The sequence below is a fragment of the Sphaerospermopsis sp. LEGE 08334 genome (assembly GCF_015207205.1).
Classification (GTDB): domain Bacteria; phylum Cyanobacteriota; class Cyanobacteriia; order Cyanobacteriales; family Nostocaceae; genus Sphaerospermopsis.
Window position 1 is genome coordinate 83,873 of sequence record NZ_JADEXH010000002.1, and the last position, 24,565, is coordinate 108,437.

Annotated in this window: 37 protein-coding genes; 35 read left to right on the forward strand and 2 right to left on the reverse strand. The window is 42.9% G+C overall.

The features are described from left to right. Nucleotides 1-26: 26 nt before the first annotated feature. Both IQ237_RS01520 and IQ237_RS01525 read left to right on the forward strand, forming a co-directional pair. Nucleotides 27-2,228, forward strand: a complete 2,202-nt coding sequence (locus IQ237_RS01520; RefSeq protein ID WP_194051564.1) for a cation:proton antiporter — start codon at nucleotides 27-29, stop codon at nucleotides 2,226-2,228. 34 nt (nucleotides 2,229-2,262) lie between these two features. Then, nucleotides 2,263-3,030, forward strand: coding sequence for an AMIN domain-containing protein (locus tag IQ237_RS01525; protein WP_194051566.1), 768 nt, complete (start codon nucleotides 2,263-2,265; stop codon nucleotides 3,028-3,030). A 121-nt stretch (nucleotides 3,031-3,151) separates the two neighbouring features. Here IQ237_RS01525 and IQ237_RS01530 read toward each other — a convergent pair whose 3' ends face one another. Beyond that, on the reverse strand, nucleotides 3,152-3,691 hold the full coding sequence (locus IQ237_RS01530) for a DUF3172 domain-containing protein (RefSeq protein WP_194051568.1): 540 nt from the start codon (nucleotides 3,689-3,691) through the stop codon (nucleotides 3,152-3,154). Between the two features lie 405 nt (nucleotides 3,692-4,096). On the opposite strand from IQ237_RS01530, the gene IQ237_RS01535 reads away from it, so the two are divergent. Together IQ237_RS01535 and IQ237_RS01540 are read left to right on the forward strand one after the other, a co-directional pair. Then, nucleotides 4,097-4,300, forward strand: coding sequence for a type II toxin-antitoxin system HicB family antitoxin (locus tag IQ237_RS01535; RefSeq protein ID WP_194051570.1), 204 nt, complete (start codon nucleotides 4,097-4,099; stop codon nucleotides 4,298-4,300). After that, nucleotides 4,297-4,518 (forward strand): type II toxin-antitoxin system HicA family toxin, encoded by a 222-nt coding sequence (locus IQ237_RS01540; protein WP_194051572.1) that lies wholly within the window; start codon nucleotides 4,297-4,299, stop codon nucleotides 4,516-4,518. Before IQ237_RS01535 ends, IQ237_RS01540 begins: the two co-directional genes overlap by 4 nt. Nucleotides 4,519-4,633: 115 nt before the next feature. Here the strand turns inward: IQ237_RS01540 and IQ237_RS01545 are convergent, their stop codons facing one another. Continuing rightward, entirely contained in the window at nucleotides 4,634-5,110 is a 477-nt protein-coding gene (locus IQ237_RS01545; RefSeq protein ID WP_194051574.1) for an NAD(P)H-quinone oxidoreductase subunit N, read from the reverse strand. Between the two features lie 821 nt (nucleotides 5,111-5,931). On the opposite strand from IQ237_RS01545, the gene rplC reads away from it, so the two are divergent. The 31 genes from rplC to prfA all read left to right on the forward strand — a co-directional run bounded on the left by rplC (nucleotide 5,932) and on the right by prfA (nucleotide 24,427). Beyond that, nucleotides 5,932-6,570 carry a 50S ribosomal protein L3 gene (rplC, locus tag IQ237_RS01550; RefSeq protein ID WP_194051576.1) on the forward strand — a complete coding sequence of 213 codons (639 nt, stop codon included), beginning with the start codon at nucleotides 5,932-5,934 and terminating at the stop codon, nucleotides 6,568-6,570. A gap of 59 nt (nucleotides 6,571-6,629) precedes the next feature. Continuing rightward, nucleotides 6,630-7,262, forward strand: a complete 633-nt coding sequence (gene rplD / locus IQ237_RS01555; RefSeq protein ID WP_194051578.1) for a 50S ribosomal protein L4 — start codon at nucleotides 6,630-6,632, stop codon at nucleotides 7,260-7,262. Further along, nucleotides 7,255-7,569: a 50S ribosomal protein L23 gene (locus tag IQ237_RS01560; RefSeq protein ID WP_096570355.1), complete on the forward strand. Its 315-nt coding sequence runs from the start codon at nucleotides 7,255-7,257 to the stop codon at nucleotides 7,567-7,569. Before rplD ends, IQ237_RS01560 begins: the two co-directional genes overlap by 8 nt. A 110-nt stretch (nucleotides 7,570-7,679) precedes the next feature. After that, a complete protein-coding gene (rplB, locus tag IQ237_RS01565; RefSeq protein ID WP_194051580.1) occupies nucleotides 7,680-8,543 on the forward strand; it encodes a 50S ribosomal protein L2 in 864 nt (287 codons plus the stop codon). Nucleotides 8,544-8,697: 154 nt separating this feature from the next. Next, nucleotides 8,698-8,976 carry a 30S ribosomal protein S19 gene (gene rpsS / locus IQ237_RS01570; RefSeq protein ID WP_096570360.1) on the forward strand — a complete coding sequence of 93 codons (279 nt, stop codon included), beginning with the start codon at nucleotides 8,698-8,700 and terminating at the stop codon, nucleotides 8,974-8,976. Between the two features lie 73 nt (nucleotides 8,977-9,049). Further along, nucleotides 9,050-9,412 carry a 50S ribosomal protein L22 gene (gene rplV, locus IQ237_RS01575; RefSeq protein WP_096570361.1) on the forward strand — a complete coding sequence of 121 codons (363 nt, stop codon included), beginning with the start codon at nucleotides 9,050-9,052 and terminating at the stop codon, nucleotides 9,410-9,412. A 68-nt stretch (nucleotides 9,413-9,480) separates the two neighbouring features. Continuing rightward, nucleotides 9,481-10,233 (forward strand): 30S ribosomal protein S3, encoded by a 753-nt coding sequence (gene rpsC, locus IQ237_RS01580; RefSeq protein ID WP_194051582.1) that lies wholly within the window; start codon nucleotides 9,481-9,483, stop codon nucleotides 10,231-10,233. 61 nt (nucleotides 10,234-10,294) lie between these two features. Beyond that, nucleotides 10,295-10,720, forward strand: a complete 426-nt coding sequence (gene rplP / locus IQ237_RS01585) for a 50S ribosomal protein L16 (protein ID WP_096570365.1) — start codon at nucleotides 10,295-10,297, stop codon at nucleotides 10,718-10,720. Nucleotides 10,721-10,723: 3 nt separating this feature from the next. Then, nucleotides 10,724-10,951, forward strand: coding sequence for a 50S ribosomal protein L29 (gene rpmC / locus IQ237_RS01590; protein WP_194051585.1), 228 nt, complete (start codon nucleotides 10,724-10,726; stop codon nucleotides 10,949-10,951). 6 nt (nucleotides 10,952-10,957) lie between these two features. Then, entirely contained in the window at nucleotides 10,958-11,209 is a 252-nt protein-coding gene (gene rpsQ / locus IQ237_RS01595) for a 30S ribosomal protein S17 (RefSeq protein WP_194051587.1), read from the forward strand. Between the two features lie 43 nt (nucleotides 11,210-11,252). After that, nucleotides 11,253-11,621 carry a 50S ribosomal protein L14 gene (gene rplN, locus IQ237_RS01600; protein WP_096570371.1) on the forward strand — a complete coding sequence of 123 codons (369 nt, stop codon included), beginning with the start codon at nucleotides 11,253-11,255 and terminating at the stop codon, nucleotides 11,619-11,621. Then, nucleotides 11,621-11,968, forward strand: a complete 348-nt coding sequence (gene rplX, locus IQ237_RS01605) for a 50S ribosomal protein L24 (RefSeq protein ID WP_228019511.1) — start codon at nucleotides 11,621-11,623, stop codon at nucleotides 11,966-11,968. The genes rplN and rplX overlap by 1 nt, the downstream gene beginning before the upstream one ends. 118 nt (nucleotides 11,969-12,086) lie before the next feature. Next, nucleotides 12,087-12,635 carry a 50S ribosomal protein L5 gene (gene rplE, locus IQ237_RS01610; RefSeq protein ID WP_194051589.1) on the forward strand — a complete coding sequence of 183 codons (549 nt, stop codon included), beginning with the start codon at nucleotides 12,087-12,089 and terminating at the stop codon, nucleotides 12,633-12,635. A gap of 20 nt (nucleotides 12,636-12,655) precedes the next feature. Next, complete coding sequence (gene rpsH / locus IQ237_RS01615) at nucleotides 12,656-13,057, forward strand: 30S ribosomal protein S8 (protein ID WP_096570376.1); 402 nt, start codon at nucleotides 12,656-12,658, stop codon at nucleotides 13,055-13,057. A gap of 143 nt (nucleotides 13,058-13,200) precedes the next feature. Beyond that, a complete protein-coding gene (gene rplF / locus IQ237_RS01620; RefSeq protein ID WP_194051591.1) occupies nucleotides 13,201-13,749 on the forward strand; it encodes a 50S ribosomal protein L6 in 549 nt (182 codons plus the stop codon). A gap of 2 nt (nucleotides 13,750-13,751) precedes the next feature. Next, nucleotides 13,752-14,114, forward strand: a complete 363-nt coding sequence (rplR, locus tag IQ237_RS01625) for a 50S ribosomal protein L18 (RefSeq protein WP_194051593.1) — start codon at nucleotides 13,752-13,754, stop codon at nucleotides 14,112-14,114. A 112-nt stretch (nucleotides 14,115-14,226) separates the two neighbouring features. Continuing rightward, nucleotides 14,227-14,751 (forward strand): 30S ribosomal protein S5, encoded by a 525-nt coding sequence (gene rpsE / locus IQ237_RS01630; RefSeq protein WP_194051595.1) that lies wholly within the window; start codon nucleotides 14,227-14,229, stop codon nucleotides 14,749-14,751. A gap of 83 nt (nucleotides 14,752-14,834) precedes the next feature. Then, nucleotides 14,835-15,281: a 50S ribosomal protein L15 gene (gene rplO / locus IQ237_RS01635; protein ID WP_194051597.1), complete on the forward strand. Its 447-nt coding sequence runs from the start codon at nucleotides 14,835-14,837 to the stop codon at nucleotides 15,279-15,281. 69 nt (nucleotides 15,282-15,350) lie between these two features. Further along, nucleotides 15,351-16,664, forward strand: coding sequence for a preprotein translocase subunit SecY (gene secY, locus IQ237_RS01640; RefSeq protein ID WP_096570386.1), 1,314 nt, complete (start codon nucleotides 15,351-15,353; stop codon nucleotides 16,662-16,664). Then, complete coding sequence (locus IQ237_RS01645; RefSeq protein ID WP_194051599.1) at nucleotides 16,664-17,218, forward strand: adenylate kinase; 555 nt, start codon at nucleotides 16,664-16,666, stop codon at nucleotides 17,216-17,218. The genes secY and IQ237_RS01645 overlap by 1 nt, the downstream gene beginning before the upstream one ends. A gap of 171 nt (nucleotides 17,219-17,389) precedes the next feature. Beyond that, nucleotides 17,390-17,614, forward strand: coding sequence for a translation initiation factor IF-1 (gene infA / locus IQ237_RS01650; protein WP_006276978.1), 225 nt, complete (start codon nucleotides 17,390-17,392; stop codon nucleotides 17,612-17,614). A 116-nt stretch (nucleotides 17,615-17,730) separates the two neighbouring features. Beyond that, nucleotides 17,731-17,844, forward strand: coding sequence for a 50S ribosomal protein L36 (rpmJ, locus tag IQ237_RS01655; protein ID WP_013191489.1), 114 nt, complete (start codon nucleotides 17,731-17,733; stop codon nucleotides 17,842-17,844). Between the two features lie 113 nt (nucleotides 17,845-17,957). Beyond that, nucleotides 17,958-18,338, forward strand: coding sequence for a 30S ribosomal protein S13 (gene rpsM / locus IQ237_RS01660; protein WP_194051601.1), 381 nt, complete (start codon nucleotides 17,958-17,960; stop codon nucleotides 18,336-18,338). A 58-nt stretch (nucleotides 18,339-18,396) separates the two neighbouring features. Further along, nucleotides 18,397-18,792: a 30S ribosomal protein S11 gene (rpsK, locus tag IQ237_RS01665; protein WP_194051611.1), complete on the forward strand. Its 396-nt coding sequence runs from the start codon at nucleotides 18,397-18,399 to the stop codon at nucleotides 18,790-18,792. A gap of 486 nt (nucleotides 18,793-19,278) precedes the next feature. Further along, a complete protein-coding gene (locus IQ237_RS01670) occupies nucleotides 19,279-20,223 on the forward strand; it encodes a DNA-directed RNA polymerase subunit alpha (protein WP_194051613.1) in 945 nt (314 codons plus the stop codon). A 32-nt stretch (nucleotides 20,224-20,255) separates the two neighbouring features. Continuing rightward, nucleotides 20,256-20,606, forward strand: a complete 351-nt coding sequence (rplQ, locus tag IQ237_RS01675) for a 50S ribosomal protein L17 (protein WP_194051615.1) — start codon at nucleotides 20,256-20,258, stop codon at nucleotides 20,604-20,606. Nucleotides 20,607-20,728: 122 nt separating this feature from the next. Further along, nucleotides 20,729-21,556, forward strand: coding sequence for a tRNA pseudouridine(38-40) synthase TruA (gene truA, locus IQ237_RS01680; protein WP_194051617.1), 828 nt, complete (start codon nucleotides 20,729-20,731; stop codon nucleotides 21,554-21,556). Between the two features lie 151 nt (nucleotides 21,557-21,707). Beyond that, nucleotides 21,708-22,163 carry a 50S ribosomal protein L13 gene (gene rplM / locus IQ237_RS01685; RefSeq protein WP_194051619.1) on the forward strand — a complete coding sequence of 152 codons (456 nt, stop codon included), beginning with the start codon at nucleotides 21,708-21,710 and terminating at the stop codon, nucleotides 22,161-22,163. Nucleotides 22,164-22,165: 2 nt separating this feature from the next. Next, nucleotides 22,166-22,582 (forward strand): 30S ribosomal protein S9, encoded by a 417-nt coding sequence (rpsI, locus tag IQ237_RS01690; RefSeq protein ID WP_194051621.1) that lies wholly within the window; start codon nucleotides 22,166-22,168, stop codon nucleotides 22,580-22,582. A 393-nt stretch (nucleotides 22,583-22,975) separates the two neighbouring features. Continuing rightward, nucleotides 22,976-23,209 (forward strand): 50S ribosomal protein L31, encoded by a 234-nt coding sequence (rpmE, locus tag IQ237_RS01695; RefSeq protein WP_194051623.1) that lies wholly within the window; start codon nucleotides 22,976-22,978, stop codon nucleotides 23,207-23,209. A 123-nt stretch (nucleotides 23,210-23,332) separates the two neighbouring features. After that, nucleotides 23,333-24,427 carry a peptide chain release factor 1 gene (gene prfA / locus IQ237_RS01700; protein ID WP_194051857.1) on the forward strand — a complete coding sequence of 365 codons (1,095 nt, stop codon included), beginning with the start codon at nucleotides 23,333-23,335 and terminating at the stop codon, nucleotides 24,425-24,427. Nucleotides 24,428-24,565 lie beyond the last annotated feature (138 nt).

The following is a 24,565-nucleotide window of genomic DNA, read 5'->3' on the forward strand; positions in this document are numbered from 1 at the left end:
GGAACCCGAAGAGTCAAGAGGAAACTATGCACACAGTTATTCTCGTTCTGGTTGAGGTGTTAATTGTAATTGGAATGTCAAGGTTAGTAGGATTGGCATTTAAATCAATTAAACAACCTTTAGTCATCGGTGAAATTGTCGCTGGTATAATGTTGGGACCATCATTATTTGGTTTCATTGCTCCCCATGCAGCAGCTACACTGTTTCCAGCAGAAACCATACCTTTCCTGAATGTTTTATCTCAGGTAGGACTAATATTTTTCATGTTTTTGATAGGTTTAGAGCTAAATCCCAAATATCTCAGCGGTAATTTAAAATCAGCTATTATTATTTCCAATATCAGCATAATTGTGCCGTTTTCTCTAGCTGGGATTTTATCTTTGCTGCTGTATCCACTCATTGCTAATGCCAGTGTATCCTTTACGGCCTTTGCTTTATTTTTAGGTGCAGCAATGTCAATCACAGCTTTTCCTGTATTGGCGAGAATTATCACCGAAAATAATTTACAAGGCACAAAATTAGGAACATTAGCTTTAACTTGCGCCGCCGTTGATGATGTAACAGCATGGTGTATTTTAGCAATAGCGATCGCCGTTGCTCGTAATGGTAGCATCGATCAAAAAGCTATCCTCACCATTGTTGAAAGTCTCATCTACATTGGTTTTATGTTCACCGTTGGGCGGTGGTTTCTCCAACGTCTTCTTACCCATTATCACCGCACAAGAAAGTTAAGCCAATTTCTTCTAGCGTTAATTTATATGGGAGTAGTTGCATCTGCTCTCATTACTGAATTTATCGGTATTCACCTGATTTTCGGTGCATTTTTATTAGGTGCAGTCATGCCCAAAAATGCTGAATTAGTCAGAGAATTAGCCATAAAAACTGAAGATTTCGTCTTAATTTTTCTCCTCCCTGTTTTTTTTGCCTATAGTGGTTTAAGAACACAAATCGGTTTACTCAACAGTCCACAATTATGGTTACTATGTGCATTAGTTTTAGGAGTAGCCATAGCAGGTAAATATTTTGGTGCTTATTTCGCCGCCCGTGTCAGTGGGATTAATAAAAGAGAAGCATCAGCCCTGGGTTGGTTAATGAATACTCGCGGTTTAACAGAATTAATTGTTTTAAATATTGGTTTGGAATTAGGAGTAATATCACCTTTACTATTTACCATGTTGGTAGTGATGGCTTTGGTAACAACATTTATGACATCACCATTATTAGAATGGACATATCCCAAACGGTTAATTAAATTAGATGTTGTTGAACCAGAACCAAAACAAGAGACAAATACAAACACAGAAATAATAGAAACAATAGAATCTTTTGTTACCCCATATCGGATTTTAGTACCTGTAGCTAACCCCAGCACCCAAAAAGGTTTAGTGCAATTAGCAGTAGCGATCGCCCTCAACTATCGACAACCTGCGGTGATCAATCCTCTCAGTTTAATCGAATTAGAGGAAGACTACGGTTTTGAAAATACACCCACAGAAGCTAACCGCTTAATTACCGAGCGTCATCACCAACTAGAAGAATTAATTGATACTCTAGAACCGCCAATCATTCGCTCTTATATCCATCCTATCGTTCGTATCTCTAGTAATGTCGCCAGAGAAACAGCCCAAATAGCCCAAATAGAACAACCAGACTTAATACTTGTAGGATGGCATCGCCCAGCCTTTAGTAATAATCGTTTAGGTGGTAGAGTGGGACAAATTCTCAGCACCGCACCAGTAGATGTAGCAGTATTCATAGATAGAGGAGGCGATCGCCAGGAAAATTTGCTAGTTCCCTACTCTGCAAATATCCATGATGACTTAGCCCTGATCCTTGCCCTGCGACTACTCATCAACCGTGATACCTGTATGTTGCAGATTTTACAAGTCTTAACAGCAAATCAAACCCAAGATGAATTAAGTTATGAATTAAACGGAATGATTTCCCAACTACCAGCCAATGTACGCGATCGCATAGAAATCAAAACCATCAGCGATCCAGAACCCATGTCAGCCGTACTTGCAGCCTCAGAAAATGTTGACTTAACCATTGCAGGTACTAGTCGCGCTTGGGGTATCGAAAGACAAACTCTAGGAAGATACACAGATGAACTTGCTATTCAATGTCGTTCTTCCCTACTTATCACCCGTCGTTATAGTCAAGTTACCTCTCATCTGAGTTCCCTACTACTAGAAACCAGCTACCAAGAAACAATACATAATTCGTAATTCGTAATCACCAATCATCAACAACATCTAAAATATGAAAAGTCTACTCAAAACCAGGCAAGTTTTACCATCAAATATTTTGCAGTTAAGCTTATTGTTATTATCTACAACAATAATCCTAAATACTTGCATTAATCTGGCAATTGCCAATTTACCAAAACCAAAAGCAACACTCAACAAATGGCAACTTAACCCCAAATCTCAACAGCTAGAAATTACCCTTTCCGCAAACACCAAACCAGAGTATTTCTACCTGGATCAACCCCCCCGTCTAGTTGTAGATTTGCCTAACACCCAACTAGGCAATGTCAACACCCAAAAAAGCTATTCTGGAACAATCCAGAAAATTCGCGTTTCCCAATATAGCCCACACATCACCCGCCTAGTCATCGACTTAAAACCAGGAACTTTTGTCGATGTCAACAAAGTAAAACTGCAACCCGCTTCCCCAAAAAACCCCACGCGCTGGGTATTACGCCCCATATTCTCCCATCATAATAACACCACTACCAAAAATCAACCATCTCCATCATCTTTCATGACTCTCCCACCACCAACCACCAACTTACCCACCAACCAACAACCTTTAGTAACAGCACCACCCCTAAATTCTCAAAACCCCTCTCTATTATCCAACTTAACCATCATCCCCCCCAATTCTGCCAATTCTTCAGAAAACACCAACATGATTACAATTCCTAATTATTCTGCAAATATTCCTAATTCACAGAACTATTCAAATCAAAATTTTAGCGTTCCTATCATTGAATTTGGGCAACCCATACCCACAACTAACTGGTGACTGGTGACTGAGAATACAATTTTGGATTTTGGATTTTGGATTTTGGATTGTTTTTGTCAACTTCAATCTAAAATCTAAAATCTAAAATCTAAAATTATTCTGACTCCTTGAACTCCTTCTCCTAGAACCTTTCCGTCTCTTGAGTCGGTGCTACTGCACCTGGTTGAGACAAGAAGAAATTTTGAGCAGATTCATTTTGATATATACACCTAATATCTGGCTTTTCACTGTCCAAATCACCAGTAAAGCCAAAAGTATTCAAGCGATTTTTACACTCTCTCACCTGATCAGAAGTAACCAATCTCTTATTTTCCAAAATAGCCCAGTTATTTTGCCGCAATACACATCCAGGACGAATACTAGGCTGGGCAACATAGACATTAAAAGGGTTCAGAGTGACAAATAATCTTGCATCCATCACCATCGCACTAGCCCCATACTGCACACAAATTTCCGGGTTTGGTGCTTTAGTATCAATAAATTCACGGGAAGCCACATTGGATGGACTTAAAGTAGTTGTAGAACTAAAAGCAATACCAATCCCAATACCTAAAATCAACACCCCTCCCAAAACGGCAATAGTGGTGAAATTAAAGAGAGGAGATTGGAAAACAGAGGTTTTAGAAGCAGTAGCTGATCTACCAGTTGATTTACGTCTCATTTTTGCTTGATCACCTTCACGCCAATTTTGAGGAGGGAGTGGTTGCTTCTCTCCTTACTTCAGTATGACGACTCTTGAGGAAAATTGTCCCATATTTTCCATGTAATTCTGCTAATTCTTGTGGGGTGGGCATCTTAGCTGCTTAAATCATGTAATAATAAGTAAGTATATTATTATATTTTATATACAGCACTTTGCGTAACGATTAGGTACAAAAATTTAGGGCATATCATTACATCAAATTGAAAATGAGATATAACCTGTACCAGATAGACGCGCAAAATGCTGTATGTGTATTAGTAGGACTATCTTGGTAGCTGGTGGTGTACCTCAACAACATAAAAGATGCTGTCTTTTTGCATAAGTCTTAATTGTAAACTGTCCATCAGAGAGGAAAGATAGAATATGAGGCAGGTAATAGCTTATAAGGATGGTGATTATTGGGTCGTAGAATGTCCCAGCCTCAAAGGATGTGTGAGTCAGGGTAAAACGAAAGCAGAAGCACTACTCAATATTAAAGAGGCAATTACAGGTTATATAGCTGCTTTAGAAGAAGATGGTTTACCTGTTCCCGAAGAAAATTTTGAAGCGTTCCTGGTGGTTGTGTGAGCAAGTTACCAAAAATTTCGGGAAGGGAATGTGTGAAAGCTCTTGAGAAGATAGGTTTTTATCAAAAACGTCGAGAGAGTAGTCATATTATTATGCGCCGAAATGCTCCCTTTGTACAAGTTGTAGTTCCAGACCATCAGGAATTAGCAACGGGAACTCTCAGAGCAATTATTAGAGATAGTGGTTTAACCGTTGAAGAATTTATATCTTTGTTGTAAGAAAACGCTGCATCAACTATCTACACTGTTCTGATTACCAGCCATCATTTGCAGCACAAATGCAATGATTTAGAGTCAGCAGTCAGCCAAAAAGCAACTGACCACTGACCATTAACTAACTAGCTAACAGAGTTTTTTCCAGTGAAGTCCAACGGAAATAGCGATCGCCACCCCGTTCAATCACCACTTTCACCCGTGGTTCTAACTTCGGCAAGTTCGCTAAATATTCCACTTCCTGATCAGAAAGAATATTGCCCTCAATAATCCACAGCAATAAACCCTTAGACTTAGGAGGTAGTTGTTCCAAATGAGAACCAATCAAAGGTGGTAGATAATACACATCACCCACCGCCGCACCGCTACCAGTGCTTTTTTTACCCAAATGCGGAGGTCTCACACCATGAACTCCCATCAAATAGGCCGCCACATCTCCCAAACCTCTAGCTGTAATATGGAGGTTAACATAGCCCGCAGCCCGTAAACGACGGCGATACCGACCTTCGTGGCCTCCCTCCAAAGGAACATATACACCCAGAGCGCCAAATTTCTCCAAATCTCGGATGAAACCGCTACCAGTGGTAATTAGTGCCATAGATTTTCGTCTTATTTCACTTAGATATTTCTATTATTTACCTTTGGATGGTAGATTAAGTTAAGTTAAGTTATAGAATTTTATCAAGTCTCACCATCAACCCCTCTCAAAAAAAATCTTCCCCATCAACCACTGGACAAACACAACTTAATATATTATATTGTTAGATTGTGACCAAACTGTTAAATCAGGTAACTTTCTAAATTAGCAACCTCAAGCCAAAACAGCATCAGTGATTGATGACTGAAAAACAATCTTCCAGCAATATCTGGTAGAAAAGAGCAAGAGACTGGTAAGCTAGAAAAGCATTTAGGTCAAAACAAGAAGCTAAAGGCTCATAACCCACAGCCAAAACCAAGCTTCAGTCCGAATTCACTCCCGCAGCCCCTAAAACAAGGCAAATCCTCAAACAATAGTTTAAGGTATTAAAAGCAGTAGAGCCTGAACAGCAGTTTTCAGGAAATGGATACTGAATGGAAACATCCATTTAAGTCCTACTACCAACGGAGAGTGCTAGAGCAATGGCTTAGACGAAAGCATTGCTGCACAAAAACGTAAAGCAATAGCGTCTTGCATTGATACCAGAAATAATACCTTCCCATAAAAAAGGTAATTATCACTGTTCTGGTGGACAAGAAAGTGAAACAATAGACGGATTCACCAAACAGTAGACAAACAGTTTGTTGCGTCATCAAGAATTTGCACTGTCAAACGCCAGTCCAAATTTGCGGGGATAGAATCTTCACAATGACGTTAAAAAAAACTTGTCTCTTAGAAATCCGATTTCCAGGTCAGCAACTAGATAAGGAGAACCAGTTACTGTGTCTGTAGGTATTCTCGGCACCAAGCTGGGCATGACCCAAATCTTTGATGAAGCAGGAGTAGCCATTCCTGTAACCGTAATCAAAGCAGGTCCATGCACTGTCACACAAGTTAAAACAAAACAGACCGACGGTTACTCCGCCATTCAAGTTGGCTATGGCGAAGTTAAACCCAAGGCATTGAATCAACCGAAACTAGGACACTTGGCAAAATCATCTGCCCCAGCATTGCGGCATTTGAACGAGTATCGTACTGATGCAGCCAGTGAATATGCTTTAGGACAAGAAATTAAAGCAGATATTTTTAGTGAAGGTCAAATTGTAGACGTAATCGGTACAAGTATCGGTCGTGGTTTTGCCGGCAACCAGAAGCGTAACAACTTCGGACGCGGACCCATGTCACACGGTTCTAAAAACCATAGAGCGCCCGGTTCTATCGGTGCAGGTACAACCCCTGGTCGTGTTTATCCTGGCAAACGGATGGCAGGAAGACTAGGTGGAACTCGCGTTACAATTCGCAAACTGACCGTAGTCAAAGTAGATGCAGAACGCAACCTGATCCTGATTAAAGGCGCGATTCCTGGCAAACCAGGTGGATTAGTGAACGTAGTACCCACAAACAAAGTTGGTAATAAATAGTTTTAGTTGATTAGCTGTCAGCATTAACTGACAACTGACCACTAACAAAGGACACAAACATGGTTGAGAGTGTAGTTAAAAATTGGCAAGGCGAAGAAGTTGGACAAACCAGCTTCGAGTTGCGAGTTGCCAAAGAAGAAACAGCGGCGCACATAGTACACCGCGCCCTCGTCAGACAAATGACTAATTCTCGCCAAGGTACAGCCAGCACCAAAACCCGTTCAGAAGTACGAGGTGGCGGACGCAAACCTTGGAGACAAAAAGGCACCGGTCGCGCCCGTGCAGGTTCTATTCGTTCACCATTATGGCGTGGTGGTGGTGTGATCTTTGGACCAAAACCCAGAGATTTCAACTTGAAGCTAAACCGCAAAGAAAGACGTTTAGCACTGCGGACAGCCTTTGTTAGTCGTGCAGAAGATTTAATTGTTGTAGAAGAATTTAGCAACGAACTACAACGCCCCAAAACCAAAGAATTGGTAGCAGCATTAGCTCGTTGGGGAGCAGCACCAGAGCAAAAAACCTTGTTAATTTTGTCTGAGATCGCAGAAAACGTGAATTTATCAGCCCGCAATGTAGAAAATTTAAAAGTAATTGCAGCTGATCAGTTAAATGTTTTTGATTTACTGCACGCCGACAAAATTGTAGTTACATCCTCAGCTTTAACAAAAATTCAGGAGGTCTACAGTGCCTAACTTTGACCCCCGTAACCTACCCGACTTGGTGCGTCGTCCTATTCTCACCGAGAAAGCGACCATCCTCATGGAGCAAAACAAATACACATTTGAAGTAACTCCTAAATCCACCAAGACACAGATTAAAGCGGCAATTGAAGACTTATTTGCAGTCAAAGTTGTCAAGGTTAACACTACTTTACCACCACGCAAAAAACGCCGTGTAGGTAAATTTATCGGCTTTAAGCCTCAGTACAAAAAAGCGATTGTTACCGTCGCCGCTGGGGACGAAGACAAAATCAGACAAGTTCTCTTCCCAGATGTTTAAAAATTGGCGAATGGCGGATCAGGAATTGAGAAAGGTATTGACTACCAATTACCAATTACCAATCACCAATCACCAATCACCAATCACCAATTAGCAAAACAAAATCGTTTATGGGTACTCGTTCTTATCGCCCTTATACCCCCAGTACTCGCCAAGTTACAATCTCCGACTTTGCGGAAATCACCAAAACTGAGCCAGAAAAATCACTAACTGAATCAGTTCACCGTGCCAAAGGCCGGAACAATCAAGGGCGGATAACCAGCCGTCGTCGGGGAGGCGGACACAAAAAACTATACCGGATTATCGACTTTAAGAGAGATAAACGGGATATAGCAGCTACAGTTACAGCAATTGAATACGATCCTAACCGGAATGCGCGAATCGCCTTAGTTCAGTACGAAGATGGCGAAAAGCGGTATATATTACATCCCAATGGCTTGAAAGTAGGCGCGAAAATTATTGCTGGACCTGAAGCACCTTTTGAAGATGGTAATGCTCTGCCTCTGTCTAACATTCCCTTGGGTACTAACGTTCACAACGTAGAACTGACAGCAGGTAAAGGCGGTCAAATCGTTCGTGCTGCTGGTGCAACAGCCCAAGTAGTGGCTAAAGAAGGTAACTATGTGACATTGAAATTACCTTCCGGTGAAGTGCGGATGATTCGCCGTGAATGCTACGCTACCATCGGACAAGTAGGCAACACCGACGCGAGAAACCTGAGTGCTGGTAAAGCCGGACGGAATCGCTGGAAAGGTCGCCGTCCCAAGGTCAGAGGTAGCGTCATGAACCCTGTAGATCACCCACATGGTGGTGGTGAAGGTAGAGCGCCCATTGGTAGATCAGGTCCTGTGACACCTTGGGGTAAACCAGCGTTAGGTGCTAAGACCCGCAAGCGCAAAAAAGCCAGCACTAAATTAATTGTACGTCGTCGCCGTAAGTCTTCTAAACGGGGTCGTGGCGGTCGTCAGTCTTAGAATTTTAGATTTTAAATTTTGGATTTTAGATTCGGTTAACTTGTGGAAATCTGCAAAATTATGAAAATAATAGCAGTCTTGACAAGTAGCTTGAATCATCCAAAATCCGAAATTATCAATCCAAAATCGAAAATCAAAAATCCAAAATTGAACTATGGGTCGTTCTTTAAAAAAAGGTCCTTTCGTTGCTGATCACTTACTCAGCAAAATCGAAAAGCTGAACGAGAAAAACGAAAAGCAAGTCATCAAAACTTGGTCGAGAGCTTCAACAATCATACCCGTTATGGTGGGTCATACCATCGCTGTACACAACGGTAAACAGCACGTCCCCGTATTTGTGAACGAACAAATGGTAGGACATAAGCTGGGAGAATTTGCTCCAACCCGCACCTACAGAGGTCATGGTAAGAGTGATAAAAAATCGGGGAGATAGTCATTAGTCATTAGTCATTAGTCATGAGCTAAGAACAAATGACCAATGACAAATGACCAAAACGGAGAAAATTATGGCAACTGATACTACAGAAGTTAAAGCGATCGCTCGTTATATCCGCATTTCTCCCTACAAAGTGCGTCGTGTACTGGATCAAATCCGGGGGCGTTCATATCGGGAAGCACTAATCATCCTGGAATTTATGCCATACCGCGCCTGTGAACCAGTATTAAAGGTGTTAAGAAGTGCGGCCGCTAATGCTGAACACAATGCAGGTTTAGATCGTGCAGAATTGGTAATTACTCAAGCTTATGCTGACCAAGGTCCAGTTTTAAAACGGTTCCAACCCAGAGCGCAAGGAAGAGCTTACCAAATTCGCAAACCGACCTGTCATATTACTGTTGCTGTCGGTGCAGGTGCTACTGCTGCTAAATAAGCAGCCAAATAAGCACTCATACAGCCACAACTAATTGCGTACAGTAAGAAATTTTAGAGGAAGCATTTGTGGGACAGAAAATTCATCCAGTCGGTTTTCGTCTGGGTATTACACAAGAACATCAATCCCGTTGGTTCGCAGTTCCTGACCGTTATCCAGCACTGCTGCAAGAAGACCACAAACTCCGTCAATACATAGAGAAAAAACTGGGAAGAAACGCTCAAAATAACGCTGGTATTTCCGAAATCCGCATTGAGCGCAAAGCTGACCAAATCGACTTAGAGTTACGGACAGCTAGACCAGGTGTGGTAGTAGGTCGGGGTGGACAAGGTATAGAATCACTGCGTACCGGACTGCAAGACTTGTTAGGTGGTCAACGGCAAATTCGCATTAACGTTGTGGAAGTACAAAAAGTTGATGCTGATGCTTATTTAATTGCCGAATACATCGCTCAACAATTAGAACGCCGTGTTTCCTTCCGTCGGGTAGTGCGCCAAGCGATTCAACGCGCCCAAAGAGCCGGAGTACAAGGAATTAAAGTTCAAGTGGGTGGTCGCCTCAATGGTGCGGAAATTGCCCGGACAGAATGGACTCGTGAAGGTAGAGTGCCTTTACATACACTGCGTGCTGACATTGATTATTCATACTGTACAGCCCAAACAATTTACGGAATTTTGGGTATCAAGGTTTGGGTATTCAAGGGTGAGATTATCCCTGGACAAGAAGAAGCACCACAACCATCAGGAAGGGAGCGTGAACCCCGTCGTCGTGACCAAAAACGCCGTCGCCAACAATTTGAAGACCGCTCAAATGAAACATAGTCATTAGTCATGACCAATGACAAGTGACTAATGACCAATGACCAATGACTAATGACTAATCATGTTAAGTCCTAAAAGAACGAAATTCCGCAAACAACAACGCGGACGCATGGAGGGTCTAGCACACCGTGGCAGTACCCTGAACTTTGGGGATTTTGCCCTACAGGCACAAGAACCATGCTGGATTACTTCCCGGCAAATCGAAGCTTCCCGTCGGGCAATGACTCGTTACATTCGCCGGGGTGGAAAAATCTGGATTCGCATCTTCCCAGATAAACCCGTTACCATGCGTCCTGCAGAAACCCGGATGGGTTCCGGTAAAGGTAATCCCGAATTTTGGGTAGCTGTAGTTAAACCAGGTCGGATTTTGTTTGAAATCGCTGGTGTATCCGAAGAAATAGCTCGTGAAGCTATGAGATTGGCGGCTTATAAGTTGCCCATCAAAACTAAGTTTATTGTGCGCTCTCAACCACAGGAGCAAGAATAGGTTATGGCTCTTCCCAAGATTTCAGAAGCTAGAGAATTAAGTGATGAAAAACTAGCTGAGGAAATAGTCGCTGTTAAGAAACAACTATTTCAATTACGCTTGCAAAAAGCCACCAGACAGCTAGAAAAACCTCACCAGTTTAGACACGCCCACCATCGCCTAGCTCAACTGTTGACAGTAGAGGGAGAACGGAAACGGGCAGCAAGTCAATCGACTCAAGAAGCAAAGTAGGAGATTATGGCAGTCAAAGAACGAGTTGGCTTGGTAGTGAGCGATAAAATGCAAAAAACCGTGGTTGTCGCTGTAGAAAACCGCGCTCCTCACCCCAAGTACGGCAAAATCGTAGTTAAAACCCGGCGCTATAAGGCTCACGATGAAGATAATAACTGCAAAGTGGGCGATCGCGTGCGGATTCAGGAAACTCGACCCCTGAGCAAAACTAAGCGTTGGCAAGTTACAGAAATTCTTAACGCTAAAGCTACAACATAAATGGTTGTTAGAAAATTAACAACTCTAACCGGGAGACTAAGTTGTGATTCAACCCCAAACTTATCTGAATGTCGCAGATAATAGCGGTGCCAAAAAACTCATGTGCATCCGCGTATTAGGCGCAGGTAATCGTCGCTATGGTGGCGTAGGCGATAAAATTATCGCTGTTGTGAAAGAGTCTAACCCCAACATGGCTGTCAAAAAGTCTGATGTTGTGGAGGCAGTAATTGTTCGCACCAAGAAAAGTATTAATCGTGACAGCGGTATGAGCATTCGTTTTGATGATAATGCCGCAGTCATCATCAACAAAGATGGCAATCCCAGAGGTACACGGGTGTTTGGACCAGTGGCACGGGAATTACGCGATAAAAACTTTACCAAAATAGTTTCTCTCGCGCCGGAGGTGCTGTAATGGCAAAGCCAAAACCTAAAGTGTTTCATAAAATGCACGTCAAAACCGGCGACACTGTACAAGTGATAGCTGGTAAAGATAAAGGCAAAGTGGGAGAAGTGATTAAAGCACTACCCCAAGACAGCAAAGTTATTGTTAAAGGTGTCAACATTAAGACCAAGCACGTTAAACCTCAGCAAGAAGGTGAATCTGGTCAGATTGTTAACCAAGAGTATCCTATTCATAGTTCCAATGTGATGCTCTATTCCACCAAGCAAAACGTCGCTAGTCGTGTCTGCTACACTTTTACCTCTGAAGGGAAGAAAGTGAGAATGTTGAAAAAAACAGGTGAGATTTTAGATAAATAAGCCTGTAAACAGGTTGAGATTTTAGATTTGAGTAGATTTAAAGATATTCAATCCAAAATCTAAAATCCAAAATCTAAAATTCCCTGACCAAGCCCAGGGATAATCAGGACAAATAACTATGGCGACAACTAGACTCAAAACTGTATATCAAGAGACAATTGTCCCCAAACTAACCCAACAGTTTCAGTACACTAACGTACATCAAGTACCTAAAGTGGTGAAAATCACTGTTAACCGGGGTTTGGGTGAAGCTGCTCAAAATGCTAAAGCATTAGAAGCATCTTTAAACGAAATTGCACTGATCACTGGTCAAAAACCAGTAGTGACAAGAGCAAAAAAGGCGATCGCTGGCTTCAAAATTCGTCAAGGTATGCCTGTTGGCATCATGGTGACTCTCAGAGGCGAACGGATGTATGCCTTTCTCGACCGTCTGATCAGCCTCTCATTACCTAGAATCCGCGACTTTCGCGGTGTTAGCCCCAAAAGCTTTGATGGGCGGGGTAACTATACTCTAGGTGTACGAGAACAGCTAATTTTTCCAGAAGTCGAGTACGACAGCATCGATCAAATCCGTGGTTTAGATATTTCTATCATCACCACAGCGAAAAACGACGAAGAAGGGCGTGCCTTACTTAAAGAAATGGGAATGCCCTTTCGCGATCAATAAGTTCATCTAAAGAGGGAACGATGGCGGCTAACGACACAATTGCAGATATGCTGACGCGCATCCGCAATGCTAACCTGGCAAGGCATCAAACAACACAAGTGCCAGCGACAAAAATGACTCGTAGTATTGCCAAGGTACTACAACAAGAAGGCTTTATTTCTGAAGTTTCAGAAGCCGGAGAAGGGGTCAAGCGTAACTTAGTAATTTCCCTGAAATACAAAGGTAAAAATCGCCAACCCTTAATTACAGCACTGAAGCGTGTAAGTAAACCTGGTTTGCGAGTTTACTCCAACAGAAAAGAATTACCAAGAGTGCTAGGTGGCATCGGTATTGCCATTATTTCTACATCCAGTGGGATTATGACTGACCGTGAAGCGCGTCGTCAGAACTTGGGTGGTGAAGTGCTTTGCTACGTTTGGTAAAAACTAAGATCAGGAGTATGGCTAACGCCACGCTTCGCTATCAGGAGTTTAGGAGTTCAGGAGTTCAGAATTTTTTCAGGGTTATTAACCACGACTCATTCTCGTACTCACAACTCATAACTGACAAAGGACAAAATTAAATCATGTCTCGTATTGGTAAACGTCCAATTACTGTTCCCGCCAAAGTACAAGTGGCGATTGATGGCACAAAGGTAGTGGTGAAAGGTCCCAAGGGAGAACTTTCCCGTGACCTACCTGCCAATGTCATTGTTTCCCAAGAAGGGGAAACACTGTTGGTAACTCGTCGGGATGAAACCCGTACCTCTAGACAAATGCACGGTTTAAGCCGGACTTTAGTTGCCAACATGGTTGAAGGCGTATCCCAAGGTTTTCAACGGCGCTTGGAAATTCAAGGGGTCGGTTATCGCGCCCAAGTTCAAGGCCGTAACCTAGTTTTGAATATCGGTTATAGCCATCAAGTACAAATTGAACCACCAGACGGAGTTCAGTTTGCTGTAGAAAATAACACCAACGTCATCGTCAGTGGCTATGACAAAGAAGTGGTAGGCAACACAGCAGCGAAAATCCGCGCTGTACGTCCACCTGAACCATACAAAGGTAAAGGTATCCGCTACGCCGGTGAAGTGGTCAGACGCAAAGCTGGTAAGACTGGTGGTAAAGGTAAGAAGTAAACATGAAACTTACTCGTAGAGAATCAAAACAGCGTCGTCATCGGCGCGTGCGTGGTAAAGTTAGCGGTTCCCCAGAACGCCCACGTTTAGCCGTATTCCGGTCTAATGAGCATATTTATGCTCAAGTCATTGATGATACACAACATCAAACTATTGTCGCAGCATCAACTGTAGAACCAGAGTTGAAATCTAACTTAGATTCTGGTGCTAACTGTGATGCCTCAGCGCAAGTTGGTAAGTTGATAGCAGTGCGTTCCTTAGAAAAAGGTATTACCAAAGTCGTTTTTGATCGCGGTGGCAACCTCTATCATGGTCGCATCAAAGCACTAGCTGAAGCAGCGCGCGAAGCAGGTTTAGATTTCTAAAGTCATCTGTCAGGGAACAGCGAACAGGGAACAGTAATAACTGAAAACCAAAAACTGGCAACTGGCAATTGACTAATGACCAATGACAACTAACGTTGAGAGAGCATGAATTATGGCAACGGGTCGTCGTAAAGCAAGTAAAGCAAAAAAAGAAGAAACCAACTGGCAGGAACGAGTGATTCAAATCCGTCGTGTTAGTAAGGTAGTTAAAGGTGGTAAAAAACTCAGTTTCCGAGCAATTGTGATCGTTGGTAACGAACGCGGTCAAGTTGGTGTGGGAGTAGGTAAAGCCTCTGATGTGATCGGCGCTGTGAAAAAAGGTGTGGCAGATGGTAAAAAACATCTGATTGACATCCCTATCACCAAATCTAATTCTATTCCTCATCCAATTGATGGCATTGGTGGAGGAGCTAAAGTTATTATGCGTCCAGCCGCACCTGGTACTGGTGTAATCGCCGGTGGTGCAGTGCGGACTGTATTAGAGTTGGCTGGAGTACGTAACGTTCTCGCTAAACAATTAGGATCTAATAATCCTCTGAATAATGCTAGAGCCGCTGTTAATGCTCTATCTACACTGCGGACATTCGCGGAAGTCGCTGAAGATCGGGGCATTTCTGTAGAGAATCTCTATATTTAGTCATGCTTTGATATTGGATTCTCCATATAAAATCCATAAGCACAACGAGATTATCAATCCCAAATCTAAAATCCCAAATCAAAATGAGACTCAACGATGTTAAGCCCCAAAAAGGCTCGAAAAAACGCCGTAAGCGTGTAGGTAGAGGTATTTCTGCTGGTCAAGGCGCTAGTGCAGGTCTAGGTATGCGGGGTCAAAAATCTCGTTCTGGTAGCAGCACTAGACCAGGTTTTGAAGGTGGTCAACAGCCATTGTACCGCCGGATACCCAAACTCAAAGGTTTTCCCGTCGTTAATCGTAAAGTTTACACTACGATAAATGTAGAGAAGTTGGCCTCCCTACCTGCTAATTCAGAAGTAACTTTGGCTTCTTTAAAGGAAGCTGGTATCCTCACTGCGGTGAAGGGACCCTTGAAAATCTTGGGTAATGGGGAATTGAGCGTTCCGCTCAAGGTGCAAGCGGCGGCTTTCACAGGCCAAGCTCGTAGCAAAATTGAGGCGGCTGGCGGAAGTTGTGAAGTCTTAGACTGAGCCAGGAAACAGCACTCCCAGCTAGTCAACTCGCTTCCAGCGCCTGGTTAACTATAAAGGTAGCACTCTATGATCAGTCGAGACAAAGCCCCAACGGCTCAAGAAACTTTTATGCAGATGGCGCAAGCAGCTGGACTGAGAGGAAGGCTGCTGGTCACAGTCGGTATTTTAATTTTGGTTCGCCTGGGTATCTTTTTACCAGTTCCAGGAATTAATCGCGAGAGATTTGCAGAAGCTATATCCGGCAATAATTCCATTTTCGGTTTATTGGATATATTTTCGGGACGGGGACTCTCTACACTGGGGGTATTTGCTCTGGGGATTTTGCCCTTTATCAATGCGTCTATTATCATCCAATTACTGACTGCTGCCATTCCCTCTTTAGAAAATTTACAGAAAAATGAAGGGGAAGCTGGAAGGCGGAAAATATCGCAAATTACCCGCTATGTGACGGTTGGTTGGGCTGTGGTTCAAAGTACGGCTTTTTCAGCATTGTTCTTACAACAATTTGCCGTTAATCCCGGACCAGTTTTTGTGGCAGAAACGGCGATCGCTCTCACTGCTGGTTCCATGTTTGTCATGTGGGCATCGGAACTGATCACAGAAAGAGGTATTGGGAATGGTGCATCTTTGTTGATTTTTGTCAACATTGTTGCTTCTTTACCTAAATCTTTAGGCGATACCATTGACTTGGTACAAGTGGGCGGACGGGAAATAGTTGGTCGTGTGATTGTCCTCGTACTGGTTTTTATAGCTACCATTATCGGTATCGTGTTCGTGCAGGAAGGAATGCGCCGCATTCCCATTATTTCTGCACGTCGTCAAGTAGGTAGACGAGTTTTGGCAGAACAACGGAGTTTTCTTCCTTTACGCCTCAATCAAGGCGGTGTGATGCCAATTATTTTTGCCGCTGCTATCCTCAGTTTGCCACTGCTAATAGCCAATTTCACTAAAAATGCTGACTTGGCAAATATCGTCAATACATACCTCAGTCCCAGTGGTTCTGGTTCTTGGGTTTATGCTTTGGTGTACATGGTTTCTATTATCTTCTTTAGCTATTTCTATTCTTCGTTGATTCTCAACCCAGTAGACGTGGCGCAAAATTTGAAGAAAATGGGTTCTAGTATTCCCGGTATTCGTCCCGGTAAGGCTACCAGTGAGTATATTGAGCGTGTCAGTAACAGATTGACTTTTTTAGGCGCACTCTTTTTGGGCTTAGTGGCTATTATTCCCACTGCTGTAGAAAGCACTTTAAACGTGCCAACTTTTAGAGGGTTGGGTGCTACCTCTTTATTAATTTTAGTGGGCGTGGCAATTGATACGGCAAGGCAAATTCAGACCTACGTTATCTCTCAACGCTATGAAGGAATGGTGAAACAATAGTGACGCGATTAATCTTCTTGGGACCACCTGGTGCGGGTAAAGGAACTCAGGCTAAAGCCTTGGCTGATTTTTTAAATATTCCTCATATTTCCACTGGGGACATTTTACGCCAAGCCATTACAGACCAAACAGATTTGGGTAAAAAAGCCCAAGAATACATGGATAAGGGTGATTTAGTCCCTGACAAACTGGTGGAAGATATGGTTGAGGAACGACTCCAAAAACCAGATGCAGAACACGGTTGGATTCTTGATGGCTTCCCCCGCACAGTCGCCCAAGCAATTTTCTTGGGAGAACTGTTGGCAAAAGTGGAGAAGGATGAGGAAAAGGTGGTTAACCTGGATGCACCCGATGAGATAGTGATTGCTCGGTTGCTGGGACGTGGACGGAAAGATGATGCTGAAGACGTGATTCGTCATCGTTTAGATGTTTATCGTCGAGATACTGCACCACTCATCAAATATTATGGCGATCGCCAAAAACTTTTGACTGTTAACGGTAATCAGTCCCAAGAAGAAGTCACCACTGCATTAAAAAAGGTCATAACTGTTTAGGGGATGAACAGGGGAAATAAAGGAGCAAATATTCCAATCCTCAATCCCCAGTCCCCAATTCCTTTTAGCTAAGATATATTAATAAACTGTTGATATATTTCGCAATTTGTGTATTCTTACCGATTGCATTTGTGGCAACGGAACAGAAAATTGTCGAGTTGAGGAAAAAATTTGTCTAAACAAGATTTGATTGAAATGGAAGGGACTGTCACCGAATCATTGCCCAATGCCATGTTTCGTGTGGACTTGGACAACGGTTTTAATGTTCTAGCACACATTTCCGGCAAAATTCGCCGTAATTACATCAAAATTCTACCTGGTGATCGGGTCAAGGTGGAGTTAACCCCCTACGACCTGACAAAAGGCCGCATTACCTATCGACTACGGAAGAAATAAAACTATGTAGAGAATCTTACCATAAATCAGCTTATTTGGGATTTACCCATTTGCTTAACTGAAATAATTTCCCTAGAAATGCTATAATTTACTATTTGGAGTCAATTAGAACAGGCATGAAAGTCAGAGCCTCAGTCAAAAAAATTTGTGAAAAATGCAACGTGATCAAGCGCCGTGGTCGCGTTATGGTGATTTGTGAAAACCCCAAACACAAGCAACGTCAAGGATAAAACTCTGATTACCAGAGCTTTGGTGCTATCGAAAGATCACCATCAAAAACCAAGAATGTGATTAATCACGATCTGGTAACTGCGATTAAGAACAAAAGAGGGAGAGATTCATTGTGGCACGAATTTCGGGAGTAGACCTGCCCCGCGATAAGCGCGTAGAGATTGGTCTAACTTACATTTATGGAATTGGGTTAACAAGGTCGCAAGAAATCTTAGCGGCTACTGGTGTGAACCCAGACACCCGCGTTAAAGACCTGAGTGATGCTGATGTAGCGGCTTTGAGAGCCGAAATAGAAAGTAATTATCAGGTAGAAGGTGACTTACGCCGTTTAGAGGCGATGAACATCAAGCGTCTAGTGGATATTGGCTGTTATCGTGGTCGTCGTCATCGTATGGGCTTACCCGTCAGAGGACAAAGAACCCGCACCAACGCCAGAACCCGACGCGGTAGAAGACAAACAGTGGCTGGTAAGAAGAAAGCCCCTGGCAAATAAATAAACTTTCTAGGCTTGCTCATAGCAGCAAGTTTTACCTTAAATTCACCAAACAAATATGGCAAGACAACCAACTAAAAAAACCGGGAGCAAAAAGCAGAAACGGAACGTACCTAACGGCATGGCCTACATTCAGTCTACTTTCAACAATAGCATTGTCACCATTACCGATCAAAATGGAGATGTCATCTCCTGGGCAAGTGCTGGTTCAAGTGGATTTAAAGGGGCAAAAAAAGGAACTCCCTTCGCAGCCCAAACCGCCGCTGAAAGTGCAGGCCGTCGCGCTATGGACCAAGGAATGCGTCAAATTGAGGTGATGGTAAGTGGACCTGGAGCCGGTCGGGAAACTGCGATCCGGGCGTTGCAAGGAGCAGGATTAGAAATTACCCTCATTCGTGATATTACCCCTATTCCTCACAATGGCTGCCGTCCACCTAAGCGCCGTCGAGTTTAAACACTGTAAGAATTCAGGAGTCAGTGGTTCGACTTCGCTCACCAACCGAAGTCAGGAGTTAGAAAGTTTGATAAATCAGTAGATGATCCAATAGAAATTTTTGGCTTAACTGTTAAGAAACTGACTGCTGACCACTGATAGCTGAATGCTTACTAAAGCTGTTAAACACGCTCGGTCAGAAAGTTCATGCTCAGGTAAATCACAGCCAAGGCAATCTGGAAAATATAAAGTAAACTTCAGAAGCAATTGGTGATTTAAAAGCATAACAGCCCTCCCACTGGGAAGGCTGCTCAACTTTCAAAAAAACAGAAAAAACAGAATATTATCATGCCTGCGGGTTGAATTGGTAAATCAAACTTTCCCTGCTTTAAATATTGGTTTAAATGTTGGCAGTTTGATCCATCACAGTCACAGATCAGAGCATAAAGTTAATTCGATAGGCAAATTAATTGCCTGATAGCAGCACCTTAAAAGGGAGGCTACTCCGTGGCGCAGTTTCAAATTGAATGTGTAGAGTCTAATACAGAGGAAAGTCGCAGCCATTACAGCAAATTTGTTCTCGAACCATTAGAACGTGGTCAAGGAACAACTGTAGGTAACGCATTGCGGCGGGTTTTGTTGTCCAATTTAGAAGGGACAGCAGTTACAGCAGTCAGAATAGCTGGGGTTACTCATGAGTTTGCCACAGTTCCCGGTGTCAGGGAAGATGTGCTAGAAATTCTCATGCGAATGAAGGAAGTGATTCTCAAAAGCTATTCTTCTCAACCGCAAATCGGTCGGTTATTGGTTAACGGTCCGGCAACAGTCACAGCGGCACATTTTGATTTGCCTAGTGAAGTAGATGTGATTGATCCTACCCAGTATGTAGCTACTTTGGCTGAAGGTGGCAAACTGGAAATGGAGTTTCGCATTGAAAGAGGTAAAGGTTATCGTACTGTAGAACGGGGTAGAGAAGAAGCCACTTCCCTGGACTTTTTGCAAATTGACTCGGTATTTATGCCGGTGCGAAAAGTCAATTATAGCGTTGAAGAAGCTCGTGGTGATGGTACTCTTAAAGATCGACTGTTATTAGAAGTTTGGACTAATGGCAGTGTTTCACCCCAAGAAGCACTTTCTTCAGCGGCGGGAATTTTGGTAGATTTATTTAACCCGTTAAAAGATATCTCATTAGAACCTACAGATATGGGTTCAGATATCCCAGACGATCCAACTGCTCAAATTCCCATTGAAGAATTGCAGTTGTCTGTCCGTGCTTATAACTGTCTCAAACGAGCGCAAGTTAACTCCGTGGCAGATTTGCTGGATTATACCCAAGAAGACCTCTTGGAAATCAAAAACTTTGGTCAAAAGTCGGCGGAAGAGGTAGTGGAAGCTTTACAGCGTCGTTTAGGCATTACTTTACCGCAGGAAAGAGGTTCTAAACCAAACTAATTTTATTTTGTAATAATTTCAAGTGCATTATTATGCGTCACCGTTGTAAAGTCAAAAAACTTGGTAAACCCGCAGACCAGCGTCGTGCTTTATTGCGATCGCTCACCACTGAGCTAATCCGTCATGGTCGTATTACCACAACTTTAATCCGTGCTAAAGTATTGCGGAGTGAAGCTGAAAAGATGATCACCCTAGCTAAAGATGGTTCTTTGGCAGCACGTCGGGAAGCTTTGGGTTATATCTACGACAAATCACTGGTTCATGCTTTGTTTGAGCAAGCACCTAATCGGTATGCTAACCGCCAAGGTGGTTATACTCGCATCCTGCACACCGTTCCCCGTCGCGGTGACAATGCAGAAATGGCGATTATTGAATTAGTTTAAAGTCAAAGGGAACAGGGAACAGGGAACAGGGAACAGGAAAGATATCTATTAAACATTATAGAACTATTGCCTTTTGCCTCTTGCCTTTTGCCTCTTGCCTCTTGCCTTTTACCAAACCCAGTATGTTAGAAAGCCGCCAGCCAACACCAACTTATCGAGTAGCCTTGGTCATTCAGTATCTAGGTACTAATTTTCACGGCTGGCAACGGCAAAAGGCGCAGCGATCAGTCCAAGAAGAGATAGAAACAGCTATAGCTACTGTTCTGGGGTATCACGTGACACTTCACGGCGCAGGGCGAACTGATGCCGGAGTTCATGCAGCTGCTCAGGTCGCCCATTTTGATGCTACAGGTTATATACCCGCACACAAGTGGGCAACAGTTTTGAACAGTTACTTACCCCCAGATATATTAATCAGGGCTTCGGCGGGTGTAGATGACCGTTGGCACGCTCGCTTTAATGCAGTGTTTCGTCGGTACAGATACACAATCTATACTGAAGCTCTACCAAACTTGTTTGTGAACTCCTTCAGTTGGCATTATTATTATGCTCCCTTGGATGAAAATTTAATTCAAGCTGCCCTGAAACCTCTGCTGGGAAAACATCATTTAGCGGCTTTTCATCGTGCCGGATCAGCGCGATCGCATTCCTGGGTGGAAGTACAAGCGGCGGAATGTTACCGAAAAGGTTCATTGCTGCATATTGAAATTCAGGCAAATGGATTTTTATACGGTATGGTGCGGTTATTAGTAGGAATGCTGGTAGAAGTTGGTTCTGGACAGCGATCGCTCGAAGATTTCACCAACATCTGGCAAACAGAAAACCGGGAAAAAGTGAAATACGCCGCACCACCTCAAGGCTTATGCTTGTTAAGGGTAGGATATCCTGATTTTCCCTTTCCCCAGGAAATTTGGTACGACACCCAACCATATTTAGTGTTTGGTCATTAGTTATTAGTTATTAGTCATTAGTCATTAGTCATTAGTTATTAGTAAAACTTACAACTAATTGCTGATTACTGATTACTGAAAGCTGATTACTGAAAGCTGATTACTGAAAGCTGATTACTGACCACTCAAAACCGACAAAGGAAAAATAACAATGAGTAGTAAAACTTACCTTCCTCCTCAAGAAAAACTTGAGCGCGAGTGGTATGTAGTAGATGCCACCGATAAACGCCTGGGTAGACTAGCAAGCGAAATTGCTATGGTTCTCAGAGGCAAAAGAAAAGCCGAATATACACCCCACTTAGACACTGGTGATTTCGTAGTTGTCATCAACGCCGAAAAAGTAGCAGTTACCGGTAAAAAACGCACTCAAAAAGTTTACCGTCGTCATTCTGGCCGTCCTGGTGGGATGAAAACAGAAACCTTTGCTAAATTGCAACAACGCCTACCTGAACGGATTTTAGAACACGCTGTGAAAGGGATGTTGCCTAAAAACAGCTTGGGTAAACAACTATTTACAAAGTTGAAAGTTTACGCTGGTCCTACCCATCCCCACGCAGCACAAAAACCCAAAGAACTAATTGTTAACACAATTCCTGGAGAAAATTAATAATGACAGTAGCAGAAGCTAATAGCGGTCGCGCTGTGTACTGGGGTACTGGCCGCCGTAAGTCCGCAGTCGCACAAGTACGCTTAGTTCCCGGTGAAGGTAAATTTACCGTTAACGGCAAAGATGGAGAATTATACTTCCAATTCAATGCCAACTACTTAGGAGCGATCAAAGCACCTTTAGAGACTTTGGGACTAGAAAGCGAATATGACATTTTAGTAAAAGCTGAAGGCGGTGGTTTAACTGGTCAAGCTGACTCTATTCGCTTGGGTGTCGCTCGTGCTTTGTGTCAGTTAGATCCTGATAACCGTTCACCTTTGAAAACTGAAGGTTATTTAACTCGTGATCCACGAGCTAAAGAACGGAAAAAATACGGTTTGCACAAAGCTCGTAAAGCTCCTCAATACTCCAAACGTTAATCAATTTTGGATTTTGGATTTTGGATTTTGGATTTTGAATTTTCAACGCAGATGGACGCAGATAAACGCAGATGGTTTTCTGTTAATGTAAGTTGCTAGTTGGGAGTTTTAGAGTTGAGAATGAATTTTTTCTGATTTGTGTACAAGTCACTAAAGCATGAACCACGAAGAAGCGAAGTACACGAAGGAAAGAAGGTTTAGAGAGATTTTCTGTAAGTCCTGTTTTTCTTGGTTATTCTTCCCTGCTGTCCTCTGAAGACTATCACTAGCAATTTGGGTTACTGAATCAATGGTTTTAATTGCGTTTTGATGTTGAATCTAAAATCTAAAATTCTCTTAGTTACCAAAGTTTGAAAGTTATAATTTTGATAGAGAAACACCACAAAAGGAAAAATGGCTAAACCTGATATTCATCCCCAGTGGTATCCAGAGGCTAAGGTCTACTGTAACGGTCAAGTTGTGATGACTGTTGGTTCTACAAAACCGGAATTGCACGTAGATGTTTGGTCTGGAAACCACCCCTATTACACTGGTACTCAGAAAATTATTGACGCTGAGGGTCGTGTGGAACGCTTCCTCCGCAAGTATGGTATGTCTGGCGAACAAGGCGGTAAAAAGAAAAAGTAGCTGGTTGGCTATAGCTTGTGCTGGCAAGATGCCCGCACTACAAGGACCCTGCATGGTTGTGGGGTCACTTGTCATTTTATGCTTGAGCCAACTTGTTATTTTTTAGGAGCTTGTGAAGTCGTTATGGCAGAATCATATTTACTGGAGAAACTTAAATCTGTTGAACAAACTTTTCATGAATTAACTCGCCGTTTGGCTGACCCGGATACAGCGAAAAATCCTGATGAGTATCAAAAAATTGCTAAGTCTCGTTCTTCTTTAGAAGAGGTTGTTAATACTTACGAAACTTGGAAAACTGCCCAGGAAGAATTAATTGGGGCGCGTCAAATTCTTAAAGAGTCTAATGGTGATCCAGAGTTGCAAGAAATGGCAGCTTTTGAGGTGAAGGAATTAGAAGATAAGATAGAACATCTGGAAGACAGGTTGAAGATATTGCTGCTACCTCGTGATCCGAATGATGATAAAAACATCATGTTGGAAATTCGCGCTGGGACTGGTGGTGATGAAGCTAGTATTTGGGCTGGTGATCTGCTGAGAATGTATTCCCGCTATGCTGATACTCAAGGTTGGAGAGTGAAGTTAGTCAGCGAGTCTCTGGGTGAGATGGGCGGTTTCAAGGAAGTAATTCTGGAAATTCAAGGCGATAGTGTTTACAGTAAGCTGAAGTTTGAAGCTGGTGTTCATCGTGTGCAGCGTGTTCCTGCTACGGAGGCGGGGGGTAGGGTACATACTTCTACAGCTACGGTGGCTATTATGCCAGAAGTGGATGATGTAGAGGTGCATATTGACCCGAAAGATATTGAAATGACTACTGCGCGTTCTGGTGGTGCGGGTGGACAAAACGTGAACAAGGTGGAAACGGCGGTTGACTTGATGCACAAACCGACTGGTATCCGCATTTTCTGTACTGAAGAACGGAGTCAGTTACAGAACAAGGAACGGGCGATGCAAATTTTGCGGGCGAAACTCTATGAAATGAAGTTGCGGGAACAACAGGAAGCTGTAACTTCGATGAGGCGATCGCAAGTTGGTACTGGTTCTCGTTCAGAAAAAATCCGCACTTACAACTATAAAGATAGTCGGGTGACTGATCATCGTTTGGGACAGAATTTCACTTTGAGTCCTGTTTTAGAAGGTGATATAGAAACTTTGATTCAATCTTGTATTTCTCAAGATCAACAGGAACGTTTAGCAGAATTAGCTGCTGCTAATAATTAATTTTTAGGTTTAAATTTTTGGTAAAGCCGCTTATTTTGTTGTTGTTTTTTACAGGAATAGGCGGTTTTTTTTATGGTTTTGTTTCGCGCAAAGTGGCAAAGGAGCAAAGGAATGAACCACGAAGACACGAAGGACACG

What these genes read in the sequence shown, in the direction of transcription:
- truA (WP_194051617.1), top strand. Translation starts at nt 20,729, where the DNA reads ATGTTAGAAAGCCGCCAGCCAACACCAACTTATCGAGTAGCCTTGGTC.
- rpmC (WP_194051585.1), top strand. Translation starts at nt 10,724, where the DNA reads ATGGCTCTTCCCAAGATTTCAGAAGCTAGAGAATTAAGTGATGAAAAA.
- rplB (WP_194051580.1), top strand. Translation starts at nt 7,680, where the DNA reads ATGGGTACTCGTTCTTATCGCCCTTATACCCCCAGTACTCGCCAAGTT.
- rplM (WP_194051619.1), top strand. Translation starts at nt 21,708, where the DNA reads ATGAGTAGTAAAACTTACCTTCCTCCTCAAGAAAAACTTGAGCGCGAG.
- IQ237_RS01545 (WP_194051574.1), bottom strand. Translation starts at nt 5,110, where the DNA reads ATGGCACTAATTACCACTGGTAGCGGTTTCATCCGAGATTTGGAGAAA.
- rplP (WP_096570365.1), top strand. Translation starts at nt 10,295, where the DNA reads ATGTTAAGTCCTAAAAGAACGAAATTCCGCAAACAACAACGCGGACGC.
- rplF (WP_194051591.1), top strand. Translation starts at nt 13,201, where the DNA reads ATGTCTCGTATTGGTAAACGTCCAATTACTGTTCCCGCCAAAGTACAA.
- rplX (WP_228019511.1), top strand. Translation starts at nt 11,621, where the DNA reads ATGGCAAAGCCAAAACCTAAAGTGTTTCATAAAATGCACGTCAAAACC.
- rpmJ (WP_013191489.1), top strand. Translation starts at nt 17,731, where the DNA reads ATGAAAGTCAGAGCCTCAGTCAAAAAAATTTGTGAAAAATGCAACGTG.
- rplR (WP_194051593.1), top strand. Translation starts at nt 13,752, where the DNA reads ATGAAACTTACTCGTAGAGAATCAAAACAGCGTCGTCATCGGCGCGTG.
- rpsH (WP_096570376.1), top strand. Translation starts at nt 12,656, where the DNA reads ATGGCGGCTAACGACACAATTGCAGATATGCTGACGCGCATCCGCAAT.
- rpmE (WP_194051623.1), top strand. Translation starts at nt 22,976, where the DNA reads ATGGCTAAACCTGATATTCATCCCCAGTGGTATCCAGAGGCTAAGGTC.
- rplD (WP_194051578.1), top strand. Translation starts at nt 6,630, where the DNA reads ATGGTTGAGAGTGTAGTTAAAAATTGGCAAGGCGAAGAAGTTGGACAA.
- prfA (WP_194051857.1), top strand. Translation starts at nt 23,333, where the DNA reads ATGGCAGAATCATATTTACTGGAGAAACTTAAATCTGTTGAACAAACT.
- rplO (WP_194051597.1), top strand. Translation starts at nt 14,835, where the DNA reads ATGAGACTCAACGATGTTAAGCCCCAAAAAGGCTCGAAAAAACGCCGT.
- secY (WP_096570386.1), top strand. Translation starts at nt 15,351, where the DNA reads ATGATCAGTCGAGACAAAGCCCCAACGGCTCAAGAAACTTTTATGCAG.
- IQ237_RS01520 (WP_194051564.1), top strand. Translation starts at nt 27, where the DNA reads ATGCACACAGTTATTCTCGTTCTGGTTGAGGTGTTAATTGTAATTGGA.
- IQ237_RS01525 (WP_194051566.1), top strand. Translation starts at nt 2,263, where the DNA reads ATGAAAAGTCTACTCAAAACCAGGCAAGTTTTACCATCAAATATTTTG.
- rplV (WP_096570361.1), top strand. Translation starts at nt 9,050, where the DNA reads ATGGCAACTGATACTACAGAAGTTAAAGCGATCGCTCGTTATATCCGC.
- rpsI (WP_194051621.1), top strand. Translation starts at nt 22,166, where the DNA reads ATGACAGTAGCAGAAGCTAATAGCGGTCGCGCTGTGTACTGGGGTACT.
- rplE (WP_194051589.1), top strand. Translation starts at nt 12,087, where the DNA reads ATGGCGACAACTAGACTCAAAACTGTATATCAAGAGACAATTGTCCCC.
- rpsS (WP_096570360.1), top strand. Translation starts at nt 8,698, where the DNA reads ATGGGTCGTTCTTTAAAAAAAGGTCCTTTCGTTGCTGATCACTTACTC.
- rpsE (WP_194051595.1), top strand. Translation starts at nt 14,227, where the DNA reads ATGGCAACGGGTCGTCGTAAAGCAAGTAAAGCAAAAAAAGAAGAAACC.
- IQ237_RS01535 (WP_194051570.1), top strand. Translation starts at nt 4,097, where the DNA reads ATGAGGCAGGTAATAGCTTATAAGGATGGTGATTATTGGGTCGTAGAA.
- rpsK (WP_194051611.1), top strand. Translation starts at nt 18,397, where the DNA reads ATGGCAAGACAACCAACTAAAAAAACCGGGAGCAAAAAGCAGAAACGG.
- IQ237_RS01530 (WP_194051568.1), bottom strand. Translation starts at nt 3,691, where the DNA reads ATGAGACGTAAATCAACTGGTAGATCAGCTACTGCTTCTAAAACCTCT.
- rplQ (WP_194051615.1), top strand. Translation starts at nt 20,256, where the DNA reads ATGCGTCACCGTTGTAAAGTCAAAAAACTTGGTAAACCCGCAGACCAG.
- rpsQ (WP_194051587.1), top strand. Translation starts at nt 10,958, where the DNA reads ATGGCAGTCAAAGAACGAGTTGGCTTGGTAGTGAGCGATAAAATGCAA.